At 39.2% G+C, this 15219-nt stretch carries 17 protein-coding genes, 1 tRNA gene and 1 pseudogene; 7 read left to right on the forward strand and 12 right to left on the reverse strand.

All coding sequences use genetic code 11. From position 1 onward, the window contains the following. The 3 genes from Sdiek1_RS12500 to Sdiek1_RS12510 are packed head-to-tail and all read right to left on the reverse strand — an operon-like array spanning position 1 to position 2881. A complete protein-coding gene (locus Sdiek1_RS12500; protein WP_087439404.1) occupies positions 1–1986 on the reverse strand; it encodes a methyl-accepting chemotaxis protein in 1986 nt (661 codons plus the stop codon). Between the two features lie 3 nt (positions 1987–1989). Next, positions 1990–2493 (reverse strand): chemotaxis protein CheW, encoded by a 504-nt coding sequence (locus Sdiek1_RS12505; RefSeq protein ID WP_087439405.1) that lies wholly within the window; start codon positions 2491–2493, stop codon positions 1990–1992. A 1-nt stretch (position 2494) separates the two neighbouring features. Beyond that, positions 2495–2881: a response regulator gene (locus Sdiek1_RS12510; protein ID WP_087439406.1), complete on the reverse strand. Its 387-nt coding sequence runs from the start codon at positions 2879–2881 to the stop codon at positions 2495–2497. Between the two features lie 463 nt (positions 2882–3344). On the opposite strand from Sdiek1_RS12510, the gene Sdiek1_RS12520 reads away from it, so the two are divergent. The 3 genes from Sdiek1_RS12520 (at position 3345) to Sdiek1_RS12530 (ending at position 4492) form a co-directional block, all read left to right on the forward strand. Next, positions 3345–3560 carry a DnaJ domain-containing protein gene (locus tag Sdiek1_RS12520; protein ID WP_087439408.1) on the forward strand — a complete coding sequence of 72 codons (216 nt, stop codon included), beginning with the start codon at positions 3345–3347 and terminating at the stop codon, positions 3558–3560. A 43-nt stretch (positions 3561–3603) separates the two neighbouring features. After that, a tRNA-Ala gene (locus Sdiek1_RS12525) sits at positions 3604–3679 on the forward strand. A 180-nt stretch (positions 3680–3859) separates the two neighbouring features. Then, positions 3860–4492 carry a cytidylate kinase-like family protein gene (locus Sdiek1_RS12530; protein WP_202819562.1) on the forward strand — a complete coding sequence of 211 codons (633 nt, stop codon included), beginning with the start codon at positions 3860–3862 and terminating at the stop codon, positions 4490–4492. 39 nt (positions 4493–4531) lie between these two features. Here Sdiek1_RS12530 and Sdiek1_RS12535 read toward each other — a convergent pair whose 3' ends face one another. After that, on the reverse strand, positions 4532–5659 hold the full coding sequence (locus Sdiek1_RS12535; RefSeq protein WP_087439409.1) for an Opr family porin: 1128 nt from the start codon (positions 5657–5659) through the stop codon (positions 4532–4534). Between the two features lie 14 nt (positions 5660–5673). Beyond that, positions 5674–5980: pseudogene (locus Sdiek1_RS12540) on the reverse strand (DUF2325 domain-containing protein). Positions 5981–6141: 161 nt separating this feature from the next. Here Sdiek1_RS12540 and Sdiek1_RS12545 point away from each other — a divergent pair. The 3 genes from Sdiek1_RS12545 to Sdiek1_RS12555 are packed head-to-tail and all read left to right on the forward strand — an operon-like array spanning position 6142 to position 8848. Further along, positions 6142–6888: a nickel/cobalt transporter gene (locus Sdiek1_RS12545; protein WP_087439410.1), complete on the forward strand. Its 747-nt coding sequence runs from the start codon at positions 6142–6144 to the stop codon at positions 6886–6888. A 3-nt stretch (positions 6889–6891) separates the two neighbouring features. Then, on the forward strand, positions 6892–8322 hold the full coding sequence (locus tag Sdiek1_RS12550) for a nickel/cobalt transporter (RefSeq protein WP_087439411.1): 1431 nt from the start codon (positions 6892–6894) through the stop codon (positions 8320–8322). A gap of 58 nt (positions 8323–8380) precedes the next feature. Continuing rightward, positions 8381–8848 carry a DUF1007 family protein gene (locus tag Sdiek1_RS12555; RefSeq protein ID WP_087439412.1) on the forward strand — a complete coding sequence of 156 codons (468 nt, stop codon included), beginning with the start codon at positions 8381–8383 and terminating at the stop codon, positions 8846–8848. 156 nt (positions 8849–9004) lie between these two features. Here Sdiek1_RS12555 and Sdiek1_RS12560 read toward each other — a convergent pair whose 3' ends face one another. Beyond that, entirely contained in the window at positions 9005–9418 is a 414-nt protein-coding gene (locus tag Sdiek1_RS12560) for a flavodoxin (protein ID WP_238099001.1), read from the reverse strand. A gap of 116 nt (positions 9419–9534) precedes the next feature. After that, complete coding sequence (locus Sdiek1_RS12565; protein ID WP_087439413.1) at positions 9535–9981, reverse strand: hypothetical protein; 447 nt, start codon at positions 9979–9981, stop codon at positions 9535–9537. Between the two features lie 106 nt (positions 9982–10087). Here Sdiek1_RS12565 and Sdiek1_RS12570 point away from each other — a divergent pair, with 106 nt between their 5' ends. Beyond that, complete coding sequence (locus Sdiek1_RS12570; protein ID WP_238099003.1) at positions 10088–10744, forward strand: LysE family translocator; 657 nt, start codon at positions 10088–10090, stop codon at positions 10742–10744. On the opposite strand, the gene Sdiek1_RS12575 is transcribed toward Sdiek1_RS12570, so the two are convergent. Genes Sdiek1_RS12575 through Sdiek1_RS12600 form a run of 5 tightly spaced genes read right to left on the reverse strand, consistent with a single transcriptional unit; the run spans position 10712 to position 15147 of the window. Continuing rightward, entirely contained in the window at positions 10712–11530 is an 819-nt protein-coding gene (locus Sdiek1_RS12575; protein ID WP_087439414.1) for a TIGR01777 family oxidoreductase, read from the reverse strand. The genes Sdiek1_RS12570 and Sdiek1_RS12575 overlap by 33 nt on opposite strands. Then, positions 11531–12997 (reverse strand): hypothetical protein, encoded by a 1467-nt coding sequence (locus Sdiek1_RS12585; RefSeq protein ID WP_238099005.1) that lies wholly within the window; start codon positions 12995–12997, stop codon positions 11531–11533. It abuts the gene before it with no gap. Beyond that, complete coding sequence (locus tag Sdiek1_RS12590; protein WP_087439415.1) at positions 12994–13662, reverse strand: ABC transporter ATP-binding protein; 669 nt, start codon at positions 13660–13662, stop codon at positions 12994–12996. Before Sdiek1_RS12590 ends, Sdiek1_RS12585 begins: the two co-directional genes overlap by 4 nt. Beyond that, a complete protein-coding gene (locus Sdiek1_RS12595; RefSeq protein ID WP_087438138.1) occupies positions 13659–14846 on the reverse strand; it encodes an ABC transporter permease in 1188 nt (395 codons plus the stop codon). The genes Sdiek1_RS12590 and Sdiek1_RS12595 overlap by 4 nt, the downstream gene beginning before the upstream one ends. After that, on the reverse strand, positions 14836–15147 hold the full coding sequence (locus tag Sdiek1_RS12600; protein ID WP_087439416.1) for a hypothetical protein: 312 nt from the start codon (positions 15145–15147) through the stop codon (positions 14836–14838). Before Sdiek1_RS12600 ends, Sdiek1_RS12595 begins: the two co-directional genes overlap by 11 nt. Positions 15148–15219 lie beyond the last annotated feature (72 nt).

Below are 15219 nucleotides of genomic sequence, written 5' to 3' on the forward strand. Positions count from 1 at the left end.
CTAAAATTCCTTGAGATCGCTTTCTTCTAGAGGAAAAACATCTTCATTAGTGCGTCGTGAAGTTGTGGATGACGGCTTACTTATAGGCTTTTTACTCGTTGTCGACATCGAAAGTCGTTTAGGAGTGATACTCGGAGTTGAAATTCTTTTGATATTCGAAGAAGCGCGATTTTCTTTTCCCATATCAAACCCTGCGAGCAATGCTAATTCTGAGACATTATCAAGCATAGAAAGCGCTTGAGCATTGAGTTCTTCCGCTGCAGCGGCTGTCTCTTCAGAAGCTGAAGCATTTTGTTGTGTGATTTGATCTACTGAACCCATTGCCGTGGCAATTTGATTCATTCCTTCTGCTTGCTCTTTAGCAGAAATAGCAATCTCTCCAATAAGATCTGAAGTCTTTTTAATACCATTTAAAATATCTTCAAAAGACTCTTTGGTTTTATTGGCAACTTCGGTTCCAGCTTTCACTTGATCGATACTCGCTTCAATAATGCCAGTAATCTCTTTAGCAGCCCCAGCACTTCTCTCTGCGAGGTTTTTTACTTCTTCTGCAACTACGGCAAAGCCAAGTCCATGCTCACCTGCACGTGCAGCCTCAACGGCAGCATTGAGTGCCAAAAGATTGGTTTGGAAAGCTATTTCATCAATTGTTTTGATAATTTTGGCTATTTTTTGAGAAGAAGCGGTGATTTGCTCCATCGCACTCATAAGCTCTATCACCCTATGGTTACCGACTTTTGCAGCGTCATTGGAGTGTTGTGCCAGAATATTAGCTTCTCGTGAATTATCAGCATTTTGATTATTACTAGCAGTAGCTTCTTCAATAGTGGCGCTCACTTCTTCTACACTACTCGCCTGAGAACTCGCTCCTTCCGCTAACGAAACCGAAGCAGAACTAATTTGTTCGCTGGCGCTCACCACCTGGGTTGTCCCCTCAGAAAGTGATTTCACTGCATCTGTAACTACTTTAACAATACTTCTGATAATTAAAAAAGCAACTATAGCACTTATAATCAATGCCACAATCAACCCAACAATCATGATCCAAGAAGCAACGCTTAATGAACTATTTGACTCATTAGAGATATCTTTTACATTTTTAAGTCCCAAATCTTGAACAGCTTCGGCAGAATTTAACACATCAATGGATATTCTGACTAAATTTTTACCTTGATTGGATGATTCTTGCATCGTGCTGATAAAACCTTTAAGTGCACTTTCATAGGCTTTCGCAGAAGCTTCAATATTTTTAAGTTGTTCCAAGTTAACGGGACGCACTGTTGTAGCTCTTATTTGTGCAATATTTTTATAGATACTCTCAAATTTACCAACAGCTGTCTCCAACAAAGAAACATCATGTTTAACTTGTGCTCTTTGCCCTGCGATTCTTGCTTCGGTAGCAATTGATATCACATTGTTAATTGAAGCTATTTTTTCATATCGATCCCAAAGTTTTGTTTTATCCGCTTTATCTTCTAAATCTTGCTTAAGTTGTTCTTGCTGAGAATCAACATAGGACATAGTGTTTTTTATAAAAATAGCTGCATTATCAACCATAGCTAAATCTAATATTTTCTTTTTTGCTAAGGTTTTTTCACTTTGCTCTGTCCATGTTTGGTATTCATCTAATGATTTTGAAGCAGCTTTTTCTTCTTGCAACAATTCTTTAAGGTTATTTTTTTTACCAAGTTCTTCTGCTTGGGAAAGGTATTTTTTAAGTTCTGCAAAATTTTTCTTAACGTTGGCAAGAACGGTCTCATCATCATTTAAAACAAATGCACGCATGTCGTAACGTATTTCATTGGCTGTTTTAAAGATGTTAGAGGCAACATCTACTCCTGGGACATAAACATTTGAGAGTTTTTCAGCCCCGCTTGCCGCATTACGCATGTTAACAACACCTATAATACCTAACACCACGGTGATAAATACTAAAATGCTAAAGCCAATCGTAATTCTCTTTCCTAACGTCATATTGCTGCCCATTCTCTATCCTTTATCACTGATTGTTTTACTTAAATTTTGAACTAAACTCAACTCTTCTTCACCAAAAAGTGCCACTAAATCAAGTATCATCACGACTTTATTTTTCTGTTTAGCCATATTTTCAATGAATCTTGTATCTATATTGGAACCAAATTCTGGGGGAGGAGAGATATTTTCATCATCTACATTGACCACTTCTTCGACTTTATCGACAATAAAACCAATATTTTTACCCTCAATGGTGATGATAACAATAGCCGTATACATCTGTGGTTCAACTTCTGGCATATCAAACTTAACACGCATATCCACGACTGGAATGATATTACCTCGTAAATTCATGACCCCTTTGATAAATCTGGGTGTTTTAGGCACAGGCGTTGTCTTCATCATCGCAATAATTTCTTTGACATCGGAGATCTTGACACCATAAATCTCCTCTTCAAGATAGAAAGTAAGAAATCGATTTGCCACTCGCCCAACACCTTTGATCTTGTTCTCTTCCATTTTAGAGTCCTAATACCATCGTTATAGCTTTTACAAGCTTTTCATCACTAAAAGGTTTTACCATCCAGCCTGTTACACCGATGGATTTACCTCTTGCCTTCATTTCAGGGGAACTCTCTGTAGTTAAAATAAGTATAGGTCTATTTTTAAATTTTTCATGGGATTTTAACTGCTCTGAAAGGTCAAGTCCACTCATCTGAGCCATATTAATGTCACTAATGAGAAGGTCATAATTTTCAGCACCTCCAAGAAGCGCCTCTAAAAGCTCGGCAGGATTAAGATATGTTGCAAATTCGATAATCCCTTTTCCTATCATATCTTCAAGTGCCATCTCAGCAGTCGCCAAAATTGTTTTAGAATCATCGACCAAAATTACACGTTTACTCACAAAATCTCCTTGCCTATGACATTTACTTAACTATACATGAATGGGAATTAAAAAATAATTAACATTTAGAATCAAAACATTACAGAAATCCTCTAATCTTAAAATAACTATTAAAAAAGGAACTTCTTTTGCTTAAGGTGGCGTAGATTGCTTATTAAAAAGGAAAACATATGCGTTTGCATCTGAGTTCTGATTGCATCACGATTAATATCTCTGAATACTCACCATACTTTTTACATGTAAACCAAACGTTGTCCCAAAAATTTACTAAATCTTTTTGGGTCAATGATACACTCATTAATTTTTCGACACCAAAAGAAGCAAAAAAAAGAAAAGAAATTTCTGACTTCTTTATACTACACATGTGCTCGTACCTCACAATCCCAAAACTTGGTATTTTTACAAAAACTTGTCGCAATGTACGATAAACCTATCAAAGTCGTCAAAAAAAGTCGTAAAGAAAATGATTATACATCAACCATATACTCTGGATAAATACTATAAAATTCTCGAAGTTTCACAAACAGAAAGTTTACAAACCATTCGTAAGAAATATCTCTGCCTCGCCAAAATATATCATCCAGATCACCAAGATACCTCATCTGTTGAGAAGTTTCAACAAATCCAAGAAGCCTACGAAACTATTAAAGAACAAAAGCGTAAAAAAATAGCTGCTTAGAGCTTTTCTTAAGCTTTGCTTGGTTACAATCATGTCTCTTTTTGGGGTGTTAGCTCAGCTGGGAGAGCGCAACGCTGGCAGCGTTGAGGTCAGGGGTTCGATCCCCCTACACTCCACCATTTATCAAGCATTTTTTCTACTGTACCCTCTTTATACTTTCCAAACAAGTTATTAAATCCTTCTTTATTCAGCTCATTTGGCAAATTTTACTTCTAACCTTTTTATTTTTTTTATAGGCTATAGAGGAGTATACTTAAACAATTATTGCATTGTCATTCATTTTTCAGGAGATTATAAAAATGAAAAACACATCCCATAAAATCATCACAATCAGTCGTCAAATAGGTAGTGGTGGTGCTTATGTTGGACAACAATTGGCGAAAAAACTTAATTTCAGTTATGTTGACCGAGAAATTATCTCTCAAGCAGCTAAAGAATTTTCAATGCTTGAAGAAGATCTAGAATCGCGTGATGAAAAAGTACCCTCTTTTTGGCAATCCTTCTTACAATCTAGCATTTGCAGTCCTGATGTATATCTGCCCCCACAAGTTTTTGTTCCCACGGAAGAGGCGATTTTTAAAGTTGAATCTGAAATTATTAAAGGTATTGCCAAAGATCGTTCCGCCATTATTATTGGAAGATGCGGTTCACATATTTTACGTGACAATCCAAATCATATCAGTATTTTTTTACATGCAGAGAGTGATTTTCGCCAAAAACGCATTAGGGAGTTATACCATCTTTCAAACACTGAAGCACATAAAATGCTTGAACAAAGTGATGATGAACGCGCTCGCTACCATCAATTACTCACAGGTAAACCTTGGAGTGATGCAACACAATACGATCTTTGCATCAACACTAGTAAATTAGGAATTGCTTCTAGCATAGAGCTTATTGCACAGACATTGAACACGTATAGCTCCTTGTAAAGTAAGATAGAGAGGCTCAAACTCTCTATCTTTTCATGTTTAAAACTTATACGCTATATGTGCTTTGATGGCGTTATAACTCTCGTCATTGTTGTCGTTGTCAATGTTGGCATAAATCATCGAAGCTTCAAGGTTTTTGATGATCTCATAACCAATAGTCAAGTTAAGCTCTTTCTCTCTAATTTTATCTCCTGAGATTTCATCTAAGTAGCTCGTTTTACCGTAAATTGCTCCCAGCTTAATCCCTTCAATTTCATATGCTGCACTTGCATAAGGTGTTTTAGCATCTTTATCAAACGTATGATTGTGCTCTTCAAACGGTAATTGATCACCAAACGCTCCAAGCCCTGCCATGCCATTTTTATTCACTTTAATATACCCAAGCGCTAATTTCGCACCCAAAAAGTCAACACCTTGTTCTACTTGTGCAAATGAACCATCCGAAGTGCCTTCAACATCGCTATTGATCGTTACATAGTGTGCCATGGTGATCGTTTTAAGCTCCTCACTTGGCTGTAAAGTTAGGGTCGTTTTAAGACCGTAGGCACTCAAAAGGTTGTCGCCATAGTAGATATAAGGATTAAATTCCAGCGCTTCGATTGGAGTATATTTGGCATCGAGCATATAGATACCTTTGTTACCATTGAGTTTACTAAATTCTTCAGAAATTTCATCAATATCTACAACAGAGTATTTACGTGCCCATGCCATATTTAAAACAAGATTTTCAACGCCTTTAAATTCAAATGTCGCACCCTCAATATAGTCGGTTAGCCAGTTAAAATCCACCGCTTGACGCCCAAGAACGACTTTCCCCATACCTTCATGCTCAATCTTGATATAAGCTTGAGAAAGGACACTTTGGTCGGCTATAGCATTGTTATAATCACCGTCATTTTTTTCACTAGTCTTAACACTACCCCACCCAGAAAAACCTAAACTAATGCCATATAATGGTGCTGTCTCAAACCCCACATTTAAATACCCATTTGAGAAACCACTATCCGCAGTAGCACCTTTGGCATTATTAGATTGCCCAAACCAACCAAGTGTACCCTCGATTTTACCTTGCGTAAAAACTTCTTCCAAATTGGTAGCATCGCTTGCTATACTTAAACTACTTCCTAAAACCATCGCCATAATCATATGTGAATAGCGTAACTGCATCTATTAACTCCTTTTTATTTGTCGAACATACAACCATTTGGACTGTATTTTTTACAAAGCTCACAAAAAACAGAACTTTCACTGCGCTTTGCACAGATAAATTCAATTGCCTTTTCGTTTAGCCTCGCTTTTAAATTTATTCATAGCATTGTGGTTTAGAAAATTCGTCAACATGATGACCAAATGTACATCTTGCGGAATGTCTTTTTTCACAACCGAAGGGTTCCTTGCATCCCAATGTGTGATTTTTTCAAAAGAGAAATCTTGCAATACCGACGCTATCGAATCAATTTTATCTCCACCTATGACAAGCACTGACATCTTTTCTCCTTTTTGATAATTATTATTGAAATAATAGAATACCTTTGCTTAATTTCTTTTAAATTTGATAATAAATATCAAATAATGAACTAAAAAATCTTATTTATCTTTTTAACAATGACGCTTCTGTACAATAACATTTACTTATTTTGGAGACTCACATGCTTTCATCCCTCGCTATCAGTTTTGCTGAAGCAAATCGCTATTTCAACACCGAACTCTCTTCACATTTTCGTGCCATTGACGATGGTAATGTCGCACCTATGCTGCTTATTTTTCTGCTCTCTTTTGGGTATGGTGTCGTACATGCCATTGGACCTGGTCACGGTAAAGCACTTGTTGCGGGTTATCTTTTAGCCAACCCAACCAAACGTGCGCATGTTTTTCAGATAGGCTTTTTAATCGCCATCGTTCATGCCCTCTCAGCTCTTGTAGTGACACTGGCGGCAACGTATCTGATTCAAATCAGTGCAATGAAATTTTTCCGTCAAGTCAATCCACCTCTGTTTCAAATTTCAGGCGCACTCATTGTCCTTATGGGATGTTGGTTGCTTTACGATGTTTGGCGTTCACGAAAAATGACCAAAGAGAGTGTTCGTCCACAAAAAAGCCGTTTTGGCGTTGTTGTATTAGCCGGTGTTGTGCCCTGCCCTGGTGTCATTACTCTCTGCTTTTTTGCGATTACTTTAGGGCATATCACCATAGGGATGATTGCTGCGGTATTTATGAGTCTTGGCATGGGCCTTACCATCTCACTAGCAGGTCTTTTGGTGAATGTCATGCAAAAAACAAAACCTGTTATCGCTCAACCACGTTGGTTTTGGGCATTACGACTTGTGGGAGTATTCATTGTGATAGGACTCGGACTTTTCTTTTTGGCAAATCCTGTCTCAACAAGGGCTTTTTAAACAATGCTTCGAAAATTTCTTTTAGCCTTTTTTATGCTTGCCTTTCCTTATAACCTTTTTGCCTGTGCGTTGTGTGCTTTATACACGCCATCGGCTACCGTTGTCATCACCATGAATGGAACGCCTTCAAAAGTTGAAACCATTACCTTTGAATGGACATTTACACAGGATTTTATCAACACCCTCTTGGCGCGTTACGATGAAAACCACAACAATAAACTAGACCCTAAAGAGTTAGAACGCATCAAAATTATTTTGGAAAACTACATAGCCAAGCGTCATTACCTTACTACCATTGAATACCTCAGTGCAGCACGTCCGAACCAAGACGATGTGAAAAAAATACCTTTACATGTAAAAACAAAAAATCTCTTTTTAGAAGGTGACACGCTCATTTTTCATTTCACCACCGAGGTCAATCAAGAAGTGACAACAGGTGATGAACTCTCCTTTGTGACCGAAGACAAGGAAGAGTATTTTAAATTTTTAGTCCACAATGTGACTTATACGATCGAAAAACCTTTTGCAATGGAATTCAATATTTTTAACCATATTGCTTTTACCAAAATCACCACGGGCATGCCAGCGGAGGCAAACATTACCGCTCCCATCATGCCTAAAGAAGCGCCAACATCTCCTGTGGTAGAGCAACCGCTTCCAACGCCTATGTCATGGCTTCAATCACGATTAAGCCATATGCAGCAGAATATTCAAGAAGCCATCACCAATCTCACAGAGAAAGGAACACTTTTAGCCTATGCCCTTTTCTTAGGCACATCTTTTTTATACGGCCTGCTTCATGCCGCGGGTCCAGGACACGGTAAAGCGTTGGTCAGCTCTTATCTTTTTGCCTCAGATCATCGCTACACCAAAGCACTGAGCATGGCTGCACTCATTGGCATTGTTCATACATTTGCCGCCTTTTTACTCACACTCATCATTTACGGACTCTTTGATCTCTTTTTTAACGCCTTTTTTACCAACGTGACCTACTACGCAACAAAACTCTCGGCACTGATTATTATTGCCATTGCAGGCTATTTGGGGTGGCAAAAAATCAAAGCAATGAGAACCTTTAAACAGACCCAAAAAATCGTCTCTTTTTCCGAACACCCTTTTACATGTAAATGCTCCGCCTGTTCACCAAAGTCGCAAAGTACCGACTGGGGCGTAGTTTTAAGCGCTGGGGTGATTCCGTGCCCTGGAACGATTACGATCTTTATTTTTGCACTTAATACGGGAGCGTATCTTTTAGGGTTTTTAGCAGCCCTTAGCATGAGTTTAGGAATGAGCAGTGTCATTGCCATAACAGCGATTGCTTCGGTCTTTACCAAAAATCGTTTTCAAACCAAAAGCCCAAAAATCCTCATTTACAGTGAGAGCATCAGTCTTGGTATTATGCTGATTCTTGGTTTTATTTTACTGATCGCCTAAGGAGTGGTTGTGTTTACTCGCTTGATTTTTTTCATCTGTTGTCTTAACACTTTTTTTAGTGGCACATCCACATATCTTTATCGACACTAAAGTGCACGTTTTGCCTGAAAAAATCGTTATTACATGGAGCTTTGATGAGATGACTTCTGCCATGCTCATGGATGATTATGATAAAAATAAAAATAAAAAGCTCGATCCTGATGAAGTTGCTTTTATGGAAAAAGATCATTTTAGAACGCTAGAGCCTTACAGTTATTTTATCCATATGTCCGATGGGAAAGATGAGTTTGATCTTAAACGCATCATCGAATTTACAGCCTCTTTTGAAAACAAAAAACTCATCTATACCTTTGCCATTCCCAAGCCAAAACTGAAAAAATATGAACTTCGTTTTTACGATGCAGAGATGTATGTAGCGCTCATTTTAAAAAATGAATGGCTTACATGTAAAGAACCAATTTCGTGTAAAATAGAGGGGTATGATGCTGATTTTTACTACGCTTATAAGGTAATGGTTCAAGAATAATGACAAAGAGAAGGAGTACCCTTCCCTTTGTCATTTAGCATGTACATTTGCAAAACAGCAGACGCTCTTTCGCGCTTTTTTCATGCTTTTCTTCCGTAGGTTTAACCGTTTGAGGCTTTGAATGTACCTTTACATCGGGCTTTGGGCAAGGGATACTCATGCACTCACCTTCAAAGAAGTTTCTAATTGATCGCACCATGTTTCTATGCGCCCATCGGTGAGTTCATTTTGATTTTCTTCATCGAGTGCGAGTCCCACAAATTTTCCATCCATAACAGAAGCCGAACTCTCATACGAATAACCCTCATCTTCCCATGAGCCAATGACGTTAGCGCCTTTTTCAACAACCATATCGTAAATTAGGCGCATACCACTGACATAATCACTACCATAGCTTTCCTGATCACCTAAACCAAAAAGCGCTACGGTTTTACCACGAAGGTCGGCTACTTTTAAATGGCTCATAAAGCTGTCCCAATCATCTTGTAAATCGCCATCATACCATGTTGATGTGCCTAAAATGAGCAGATCATATTTGGCAAGGTCATCTCCATTTTTGAGCTTACCCACATCGTAAATATCTGTATTTAAACGTTTTTTGAATTTTCAAAGCAACATCGGCAGTATTACCATTGGTGCTTCCATAAAAAATAGCTATTTTCATAATTTTTTCTCCTTCAGATCGTTTAATAAATGGTATAAGGTACCAATTTTAGAGTGTATTCTATGCCTAAATCATCAAGTTTTTCACTGCGGATAAGTACATGTTTTCTAAAGTTTTCACTTCGTGGAAAAAGCAGATAAATGTGCTTGCACTCACATGATGCAAGTAAATCAATCGCATGGTTGATCTCTTCACGTGCTTCAAGATCTGCGCGTTTCTCAATCGTTTTCCATGTCGGATATAAGTGCAATGACTCAGCACTCTCTTCACTTTGAATAACAATGCACTTTTCCTCTTGCTTAATTTCCTTATCAGGATTTTGACGTTTCACACGATTAAAAACATGGTGCGAAAACAGTTCGTAACTATTGATCGTAAAACAAAGATCAGGATGTTTTGCAAGCAACACCAAATCGTCTTTATCAAAACGACGGCTTATTTCATTTAGGGTTGAATACACTTCAGACATTTTTTTACCTTTTTTTATTTTACATAATGATAACCGTTTTCAAATAATAAGTCAATATCTTTTTATTCTTTTCGATGTAAAATATATTTTTTGAAAGGAACTTGCTATGCCACTCGATCTTTGGACATTTTTAATTGCTATTACCTTGCTTACAATGACACCTGGGGCTGATACGATGATCGTCATTCGTAACACACTTCGTGGCGGGGCCAAAGATGGGCTTGTTTCAAGTTTGGGAATTTGTTCGGGTCTTTTTGTGCATGCAACACTCTCAGCAGTGGGTATTTCAGCGATTTTGCTCTACTCTGCAACGGCTTTTACGGTTTTAAAAAGCGTGGGAGCGCTCTACTTACTCTGGCTAGGATTTAACTCATTCAAATCATTTTGGACTGCAAAAGGCGTTCATCAAAAGCATATTGCTCCAAAACCCTTTCGTTTTTTAGTTTCATTACAAGAAGGGTTTTTATCCAATGTTCTCAATCCCAAAGCCATTATTTTTTATATGGCATTTCTACCACAATTTATTTCACATGAGAGCTCCGTCCTTGGACAATCGCTCTTTTTAGCACTGTTACACTTTGTTATCGGAACCATTTGGCAGGCTATTTTGGTCTATACCATTGTCTCAGCTAATGGCTTTATCACGAAAAAAAAGCGTACGTCAAAGCTTAGATGCTATCTCAGGAACGGTTATGATAGCGCTTGGCATTACGCTTTTTTTAGAAAAACGCTAAGCCAAAATCTTTCGGAGCGAACATTCTAAATCGGGGTATTGAAACACAAATCCTTTTTCAAGCAATGCTTTAGGGTAGACCTCTTTGCTGTCCAGTAAAACGGTTGAGCCCTCGCCAAAAAGCAGTTTAATCATAAAAACAGGCACGGGTAAAAAGGTGGGGCGATGCAACACTTTGCCCAAAATTTTCGTAAAGTCGTAGTTGCTCAGTGGCTGTGGAGCAGTAGCATTATAGATGCCCTCGTATTTTTGCTCTAATACAAACGCGTAAATAGCGACAAGATCATCAAGATCAATCCAGCTGGTCATCATCCATCCATCACCAATGATACCTCCCAGTCCCAGTTTAAAGGCGGGTAACATTTTTGCAAGTGCACCACCGTCGGGGCCTAGTACGACACCAAAACGTAAAATGGTCGTGCATTTCGTACATTTTAAAGCTTCCGCTTCCCAATCCTGCGCCAATTTTCCTAAAAAATCATCTCCAAGTATGCGTGTACTCTCATCACACGGTACATTATTCGGATAAATACCCACCGCAGAGGTAGAGATAAAATGCTCCACTTCGCTTTGATTGATTGCCTCGACCAATTTTTTTGTCGTATCAATACGACTTGAGTAAAGCACTTTTTTATACGCCTCATTCCATCTTGCAACAATGGGTGCACCCGAGAGATTAAAAACCGCGTCTACCCCTTCTAGTTTTTGATGAATCGCTTCCACATCATCTTTGCGTTCAATCACCACAAAATTGGGAAATCTTTTTTTGAGTGCATTCGCAACAAAACCGCTCGCTCCGCTGATGGCTACTTTCATTTAGTGTCCTTGTAGATGGTGTTTTATTTTAGGGTCGCTCATATTTTCGCCTCTGAGCATGCGAAGGCGCATTTCATTAAAGTCGATCATGCCTTCTTTTGGACTCTCATATGCCCCAAAGCCATAATGCATCGGTGTCTCATCATTGATCGCATAAGAGGCTTTAAACGCATCAATGTAATGGTTTGTGTCATTGCTGTACACCCACATCGTAACACTTTGTGGTTCAATTTTCTGCTCTTTGAGCCATAAAATAGCACACCCCACATCATCAAAGAAGTGTGTTTTAGAATCTCCTGTAATGATTTGTGCCGTATGCTTTTGACCCACAAGGTACATATGACACTCAGGGCATTGAATCGTGTTGTCCTTAAATTCCAAGGCGACTTTGGCACTATTGGCTCTATCGGTTGGCAATTGATGCTTTACATGTAAAAACCAAAAGAGCCCTGCTAATGCTAGCAGAGGTAGTAAAATAAGCACAACCATCATCACTTTATTTTTCACAGCCATACTCCATTTTTGACGTAATAGATTAAAGGATAAGACGAAATTATTAAGAGGTAGAGCATATTTAAATTCACCGAAGCTTTCATCAAAGAGAGTTGAGTCTTCTTGGTCAGTAGCGCTAAAATACCTCCACCCATGCCATAAAAACGTTCCTGCAAATAAAAGGGTATAAAGCGCATACCCCACAAAATAATAATCCCTCTGCAAAAGGCAAAACGGACAACGATGAGTGGGAAGTTCATACACATACGGACTAAAAAAGACAATCAATGCAATGATCGAAAAAATTAAAAACATACCATTGGCAAAAATCATCAAAGGCATATGTTTTAACCAAAAAGCAAACACAATCAGTCCAAAGAAGCCATAGAAAAGCCAAACCCATAAGGAAGCATCGACCGCAAATAACAAAGAGATGTATGAACTGCTTGAGGCAGAAAACAGGGTGCCACAACAGCTAACGATCTTACTGATATTCAGCCCTGCAAAAAACGCTATCTCCAACCCAATCTCTGCAAAGAGAGGAGCCGAGAAAAGAACAAACAGGATAAATTTGAGCTTGGTAAAAGGTAGTTTCTCATCATGAATATCAGCAGAGTGAAGCAATAGCCAAAAGCCAAAGAGATACAGATTTAAAAGTTTAAACAACGTCAAATACAACCCAAAGTCCACTGAATTGACCACACCACTTGCACACATAGCACCCGTGATGATGGTGGAGAGCTTATCGCAGGTATAGATGAAAAAAGCAAACAAAGGCAGTTTGAGCATAAAAATGTATTTGATAATGGTCGAAACCAAAGCGCTCTGTTTGGATAGGGTGTATTGAAGGGGCGTGGTCGCTTGATTATCCCATTTGAAGGCAATACGAAAGCCAATCACCAAGGCAATCACCCCAAAGAAGAGAAAAATGGCATCCAAAATAAGCAGTGCGATAATCTCAGGCGTTAAACTCATACGATAATCTCGCCATTATGTATTTCAATGATCTTATCCACACATCCCAGATCAAAGAAGAGTGGATCATGGGTTGCAATAAGTAGGGTCACACCTTTTTCTTTAAGGATTGCAAGCTCATCAATGAGAGCACGTGAAAGTTTTTCATCCAGATTAGCGGTTGGCTCATCGGCTAAGACGATTAACGGATCGTTGATCAAAGCACGGGCAATGGCGACACGTTGTTGCTCACCTCCTGAGAGGCGATTGACCCGCATCTTTGCTTTATGCGCTATGCCACACTGCTCCATCACGGCTTTAGCTTTCATCTCCAATACATGTAAAGGAAGATTCTCAGGAATCAAAGGCGTCATAACATTCTCAAGAACACTGAGATGGACTATGAGGTGATACTTTTGGAAGATAAATCCGATTTTCTGGCGACGAATGGCGGCACTAAAATGCTCAGGGAGTTTGGAAATCTCTTTACCATCCACACGTACTTCGCCTTGACTGGGTTGCATCAGTCCTGCGATTAAAGAGAGCAGTGTGCTCTTACCACTACCACTGGGTCCCTTGAGTACCACACACTCCCCACGCTTTACATGTAAAGATATATTGGCAAGGGCAGGAATGCTCTCATCGCCTTGAATAAAGCTTTTACTCACCGCTTCAAGCACGATCATCGCATCACCTCCTCAGCATCTAAACTGGAAGCTCGCCATGCTGGAATCAGGGTTGCTGCAATGTAAATAGGCACAGAGAGTAAAAAGAGTAAAACGAACATCGAGCTATCTACACTAAAGGGAAGTACGAACGAAGGTTTGAGTTCGGAGTAACCCATAAAAACATTGCGTAACAGGGGTGCTTGCATGCCATAGACGTAAAAAAGAGAGAATGCAATGCCGACTAAAAAAGCACCCATAGCGAGTGTAAAGCTCTCGTAAAACTTCTCTTTCAAGATGTCGTCACTGCTCCAGCCAATCGCTTTTAAAATGCCGATTTCCTTTTTCTCTTCTGAACTCAAGCCACTGGTTTTATCGTAGATAATGATAAAAAAGGCAAAGGCACAGACACTAAAGAGGGAGAGGAAGAAACCACTTTTATAATCAAAAAGATTCTGGTAACTGACTCTAATGTCATCTTGGGTAATGGCACGCAGATCAGGGAAGCGTTCAGTGATTTTTTGCACAATGGTGGGGATCTCTTTGACATTGGCTACTTTAACCACAATGTCCGTGGCTTTGCTCTCATCCATACCGAAAATGGCGTACGCAAGCTTTTTAGGTACAAGGATAAGATCATTGGATTCTAAGGTGAGATCTGAGTTAAAAATACCTGCAATGGAAACCTTTTGCCATTTTCCCTCACTGGTGACAAAGTTAAAAAAGTCGGTGTAGTAATTCTCACTCAAGACTTTCTTTACCCCAGCTCCGATGATCATTGCATGTTCGCTCTCAAGCAGTTTGGGATCAAACTGCTGTGTGAGTTTCGAAAGTGTTTGGGAGTATTGCTCTTCATACGCATCAATGCCAACCACCGAGAAATTCACACCTGCGGGTTTAAAGTAGTAATATCCCCAAATGCGAGGCGTCATAGAGCTGATACCTTCGATATCCAAAAGGGCATCCACACGACTGATGGGTACATCACTCTGCTTTCCTGCAATAAAGCGTTGCAAGGTAATCTGCGGTAAGGTTTTAAGGGTTGTGTTCAGTTCCAGTTTAATGGCGTCTGCGATCATCAACACCGAAGAGAGCAAGAAGATGAGCAGACTTAAGATCAAAAAGATGAAAAAGCTCTTACCTGCACGACGAAGGAGCGAACGAATGGCGTAATCTAGCAATAAAAAATTGAGTTTAAAAGACACGTTCAATCCTCGAAGGCTGAGCGTTAGGGGCATAGTGGTAGACAAACGTGGAGGGGAAATACTCTAACAGTTCGGGCGATTCATTAAAATAGGAGAAAACATCACTCAGACTTCGGTGACGCACATAGTGCGCTTCACTGACTAAGGCAAGGTCTGGTAAACCTACCAAAGCAACCAATTCTTCTTTACATGTAATTTTGGAAAGCGTGAGTCCTTGTGTGTTGGAGAAGTATAATAGCTGTGCCATTATCGTGACGCAAAGCGTGATAAATAGTGTTAAAAATGTGACTCGCGTGACCATCGCATCTCCTCTAACCTAAGCGAAGATTGTACCACATGAGCGCTCTTTTATCAATACCCTCTAAGGCATTTT

The organism is Sulfurospirillum diekertiae, from assembly GCF_002162315.1.
Lineage (GTDB): Bacteria > Campylobacterota > Campylobacteria > Campylobacterales > Sulfurospirillaceae > Sulfurospirillum.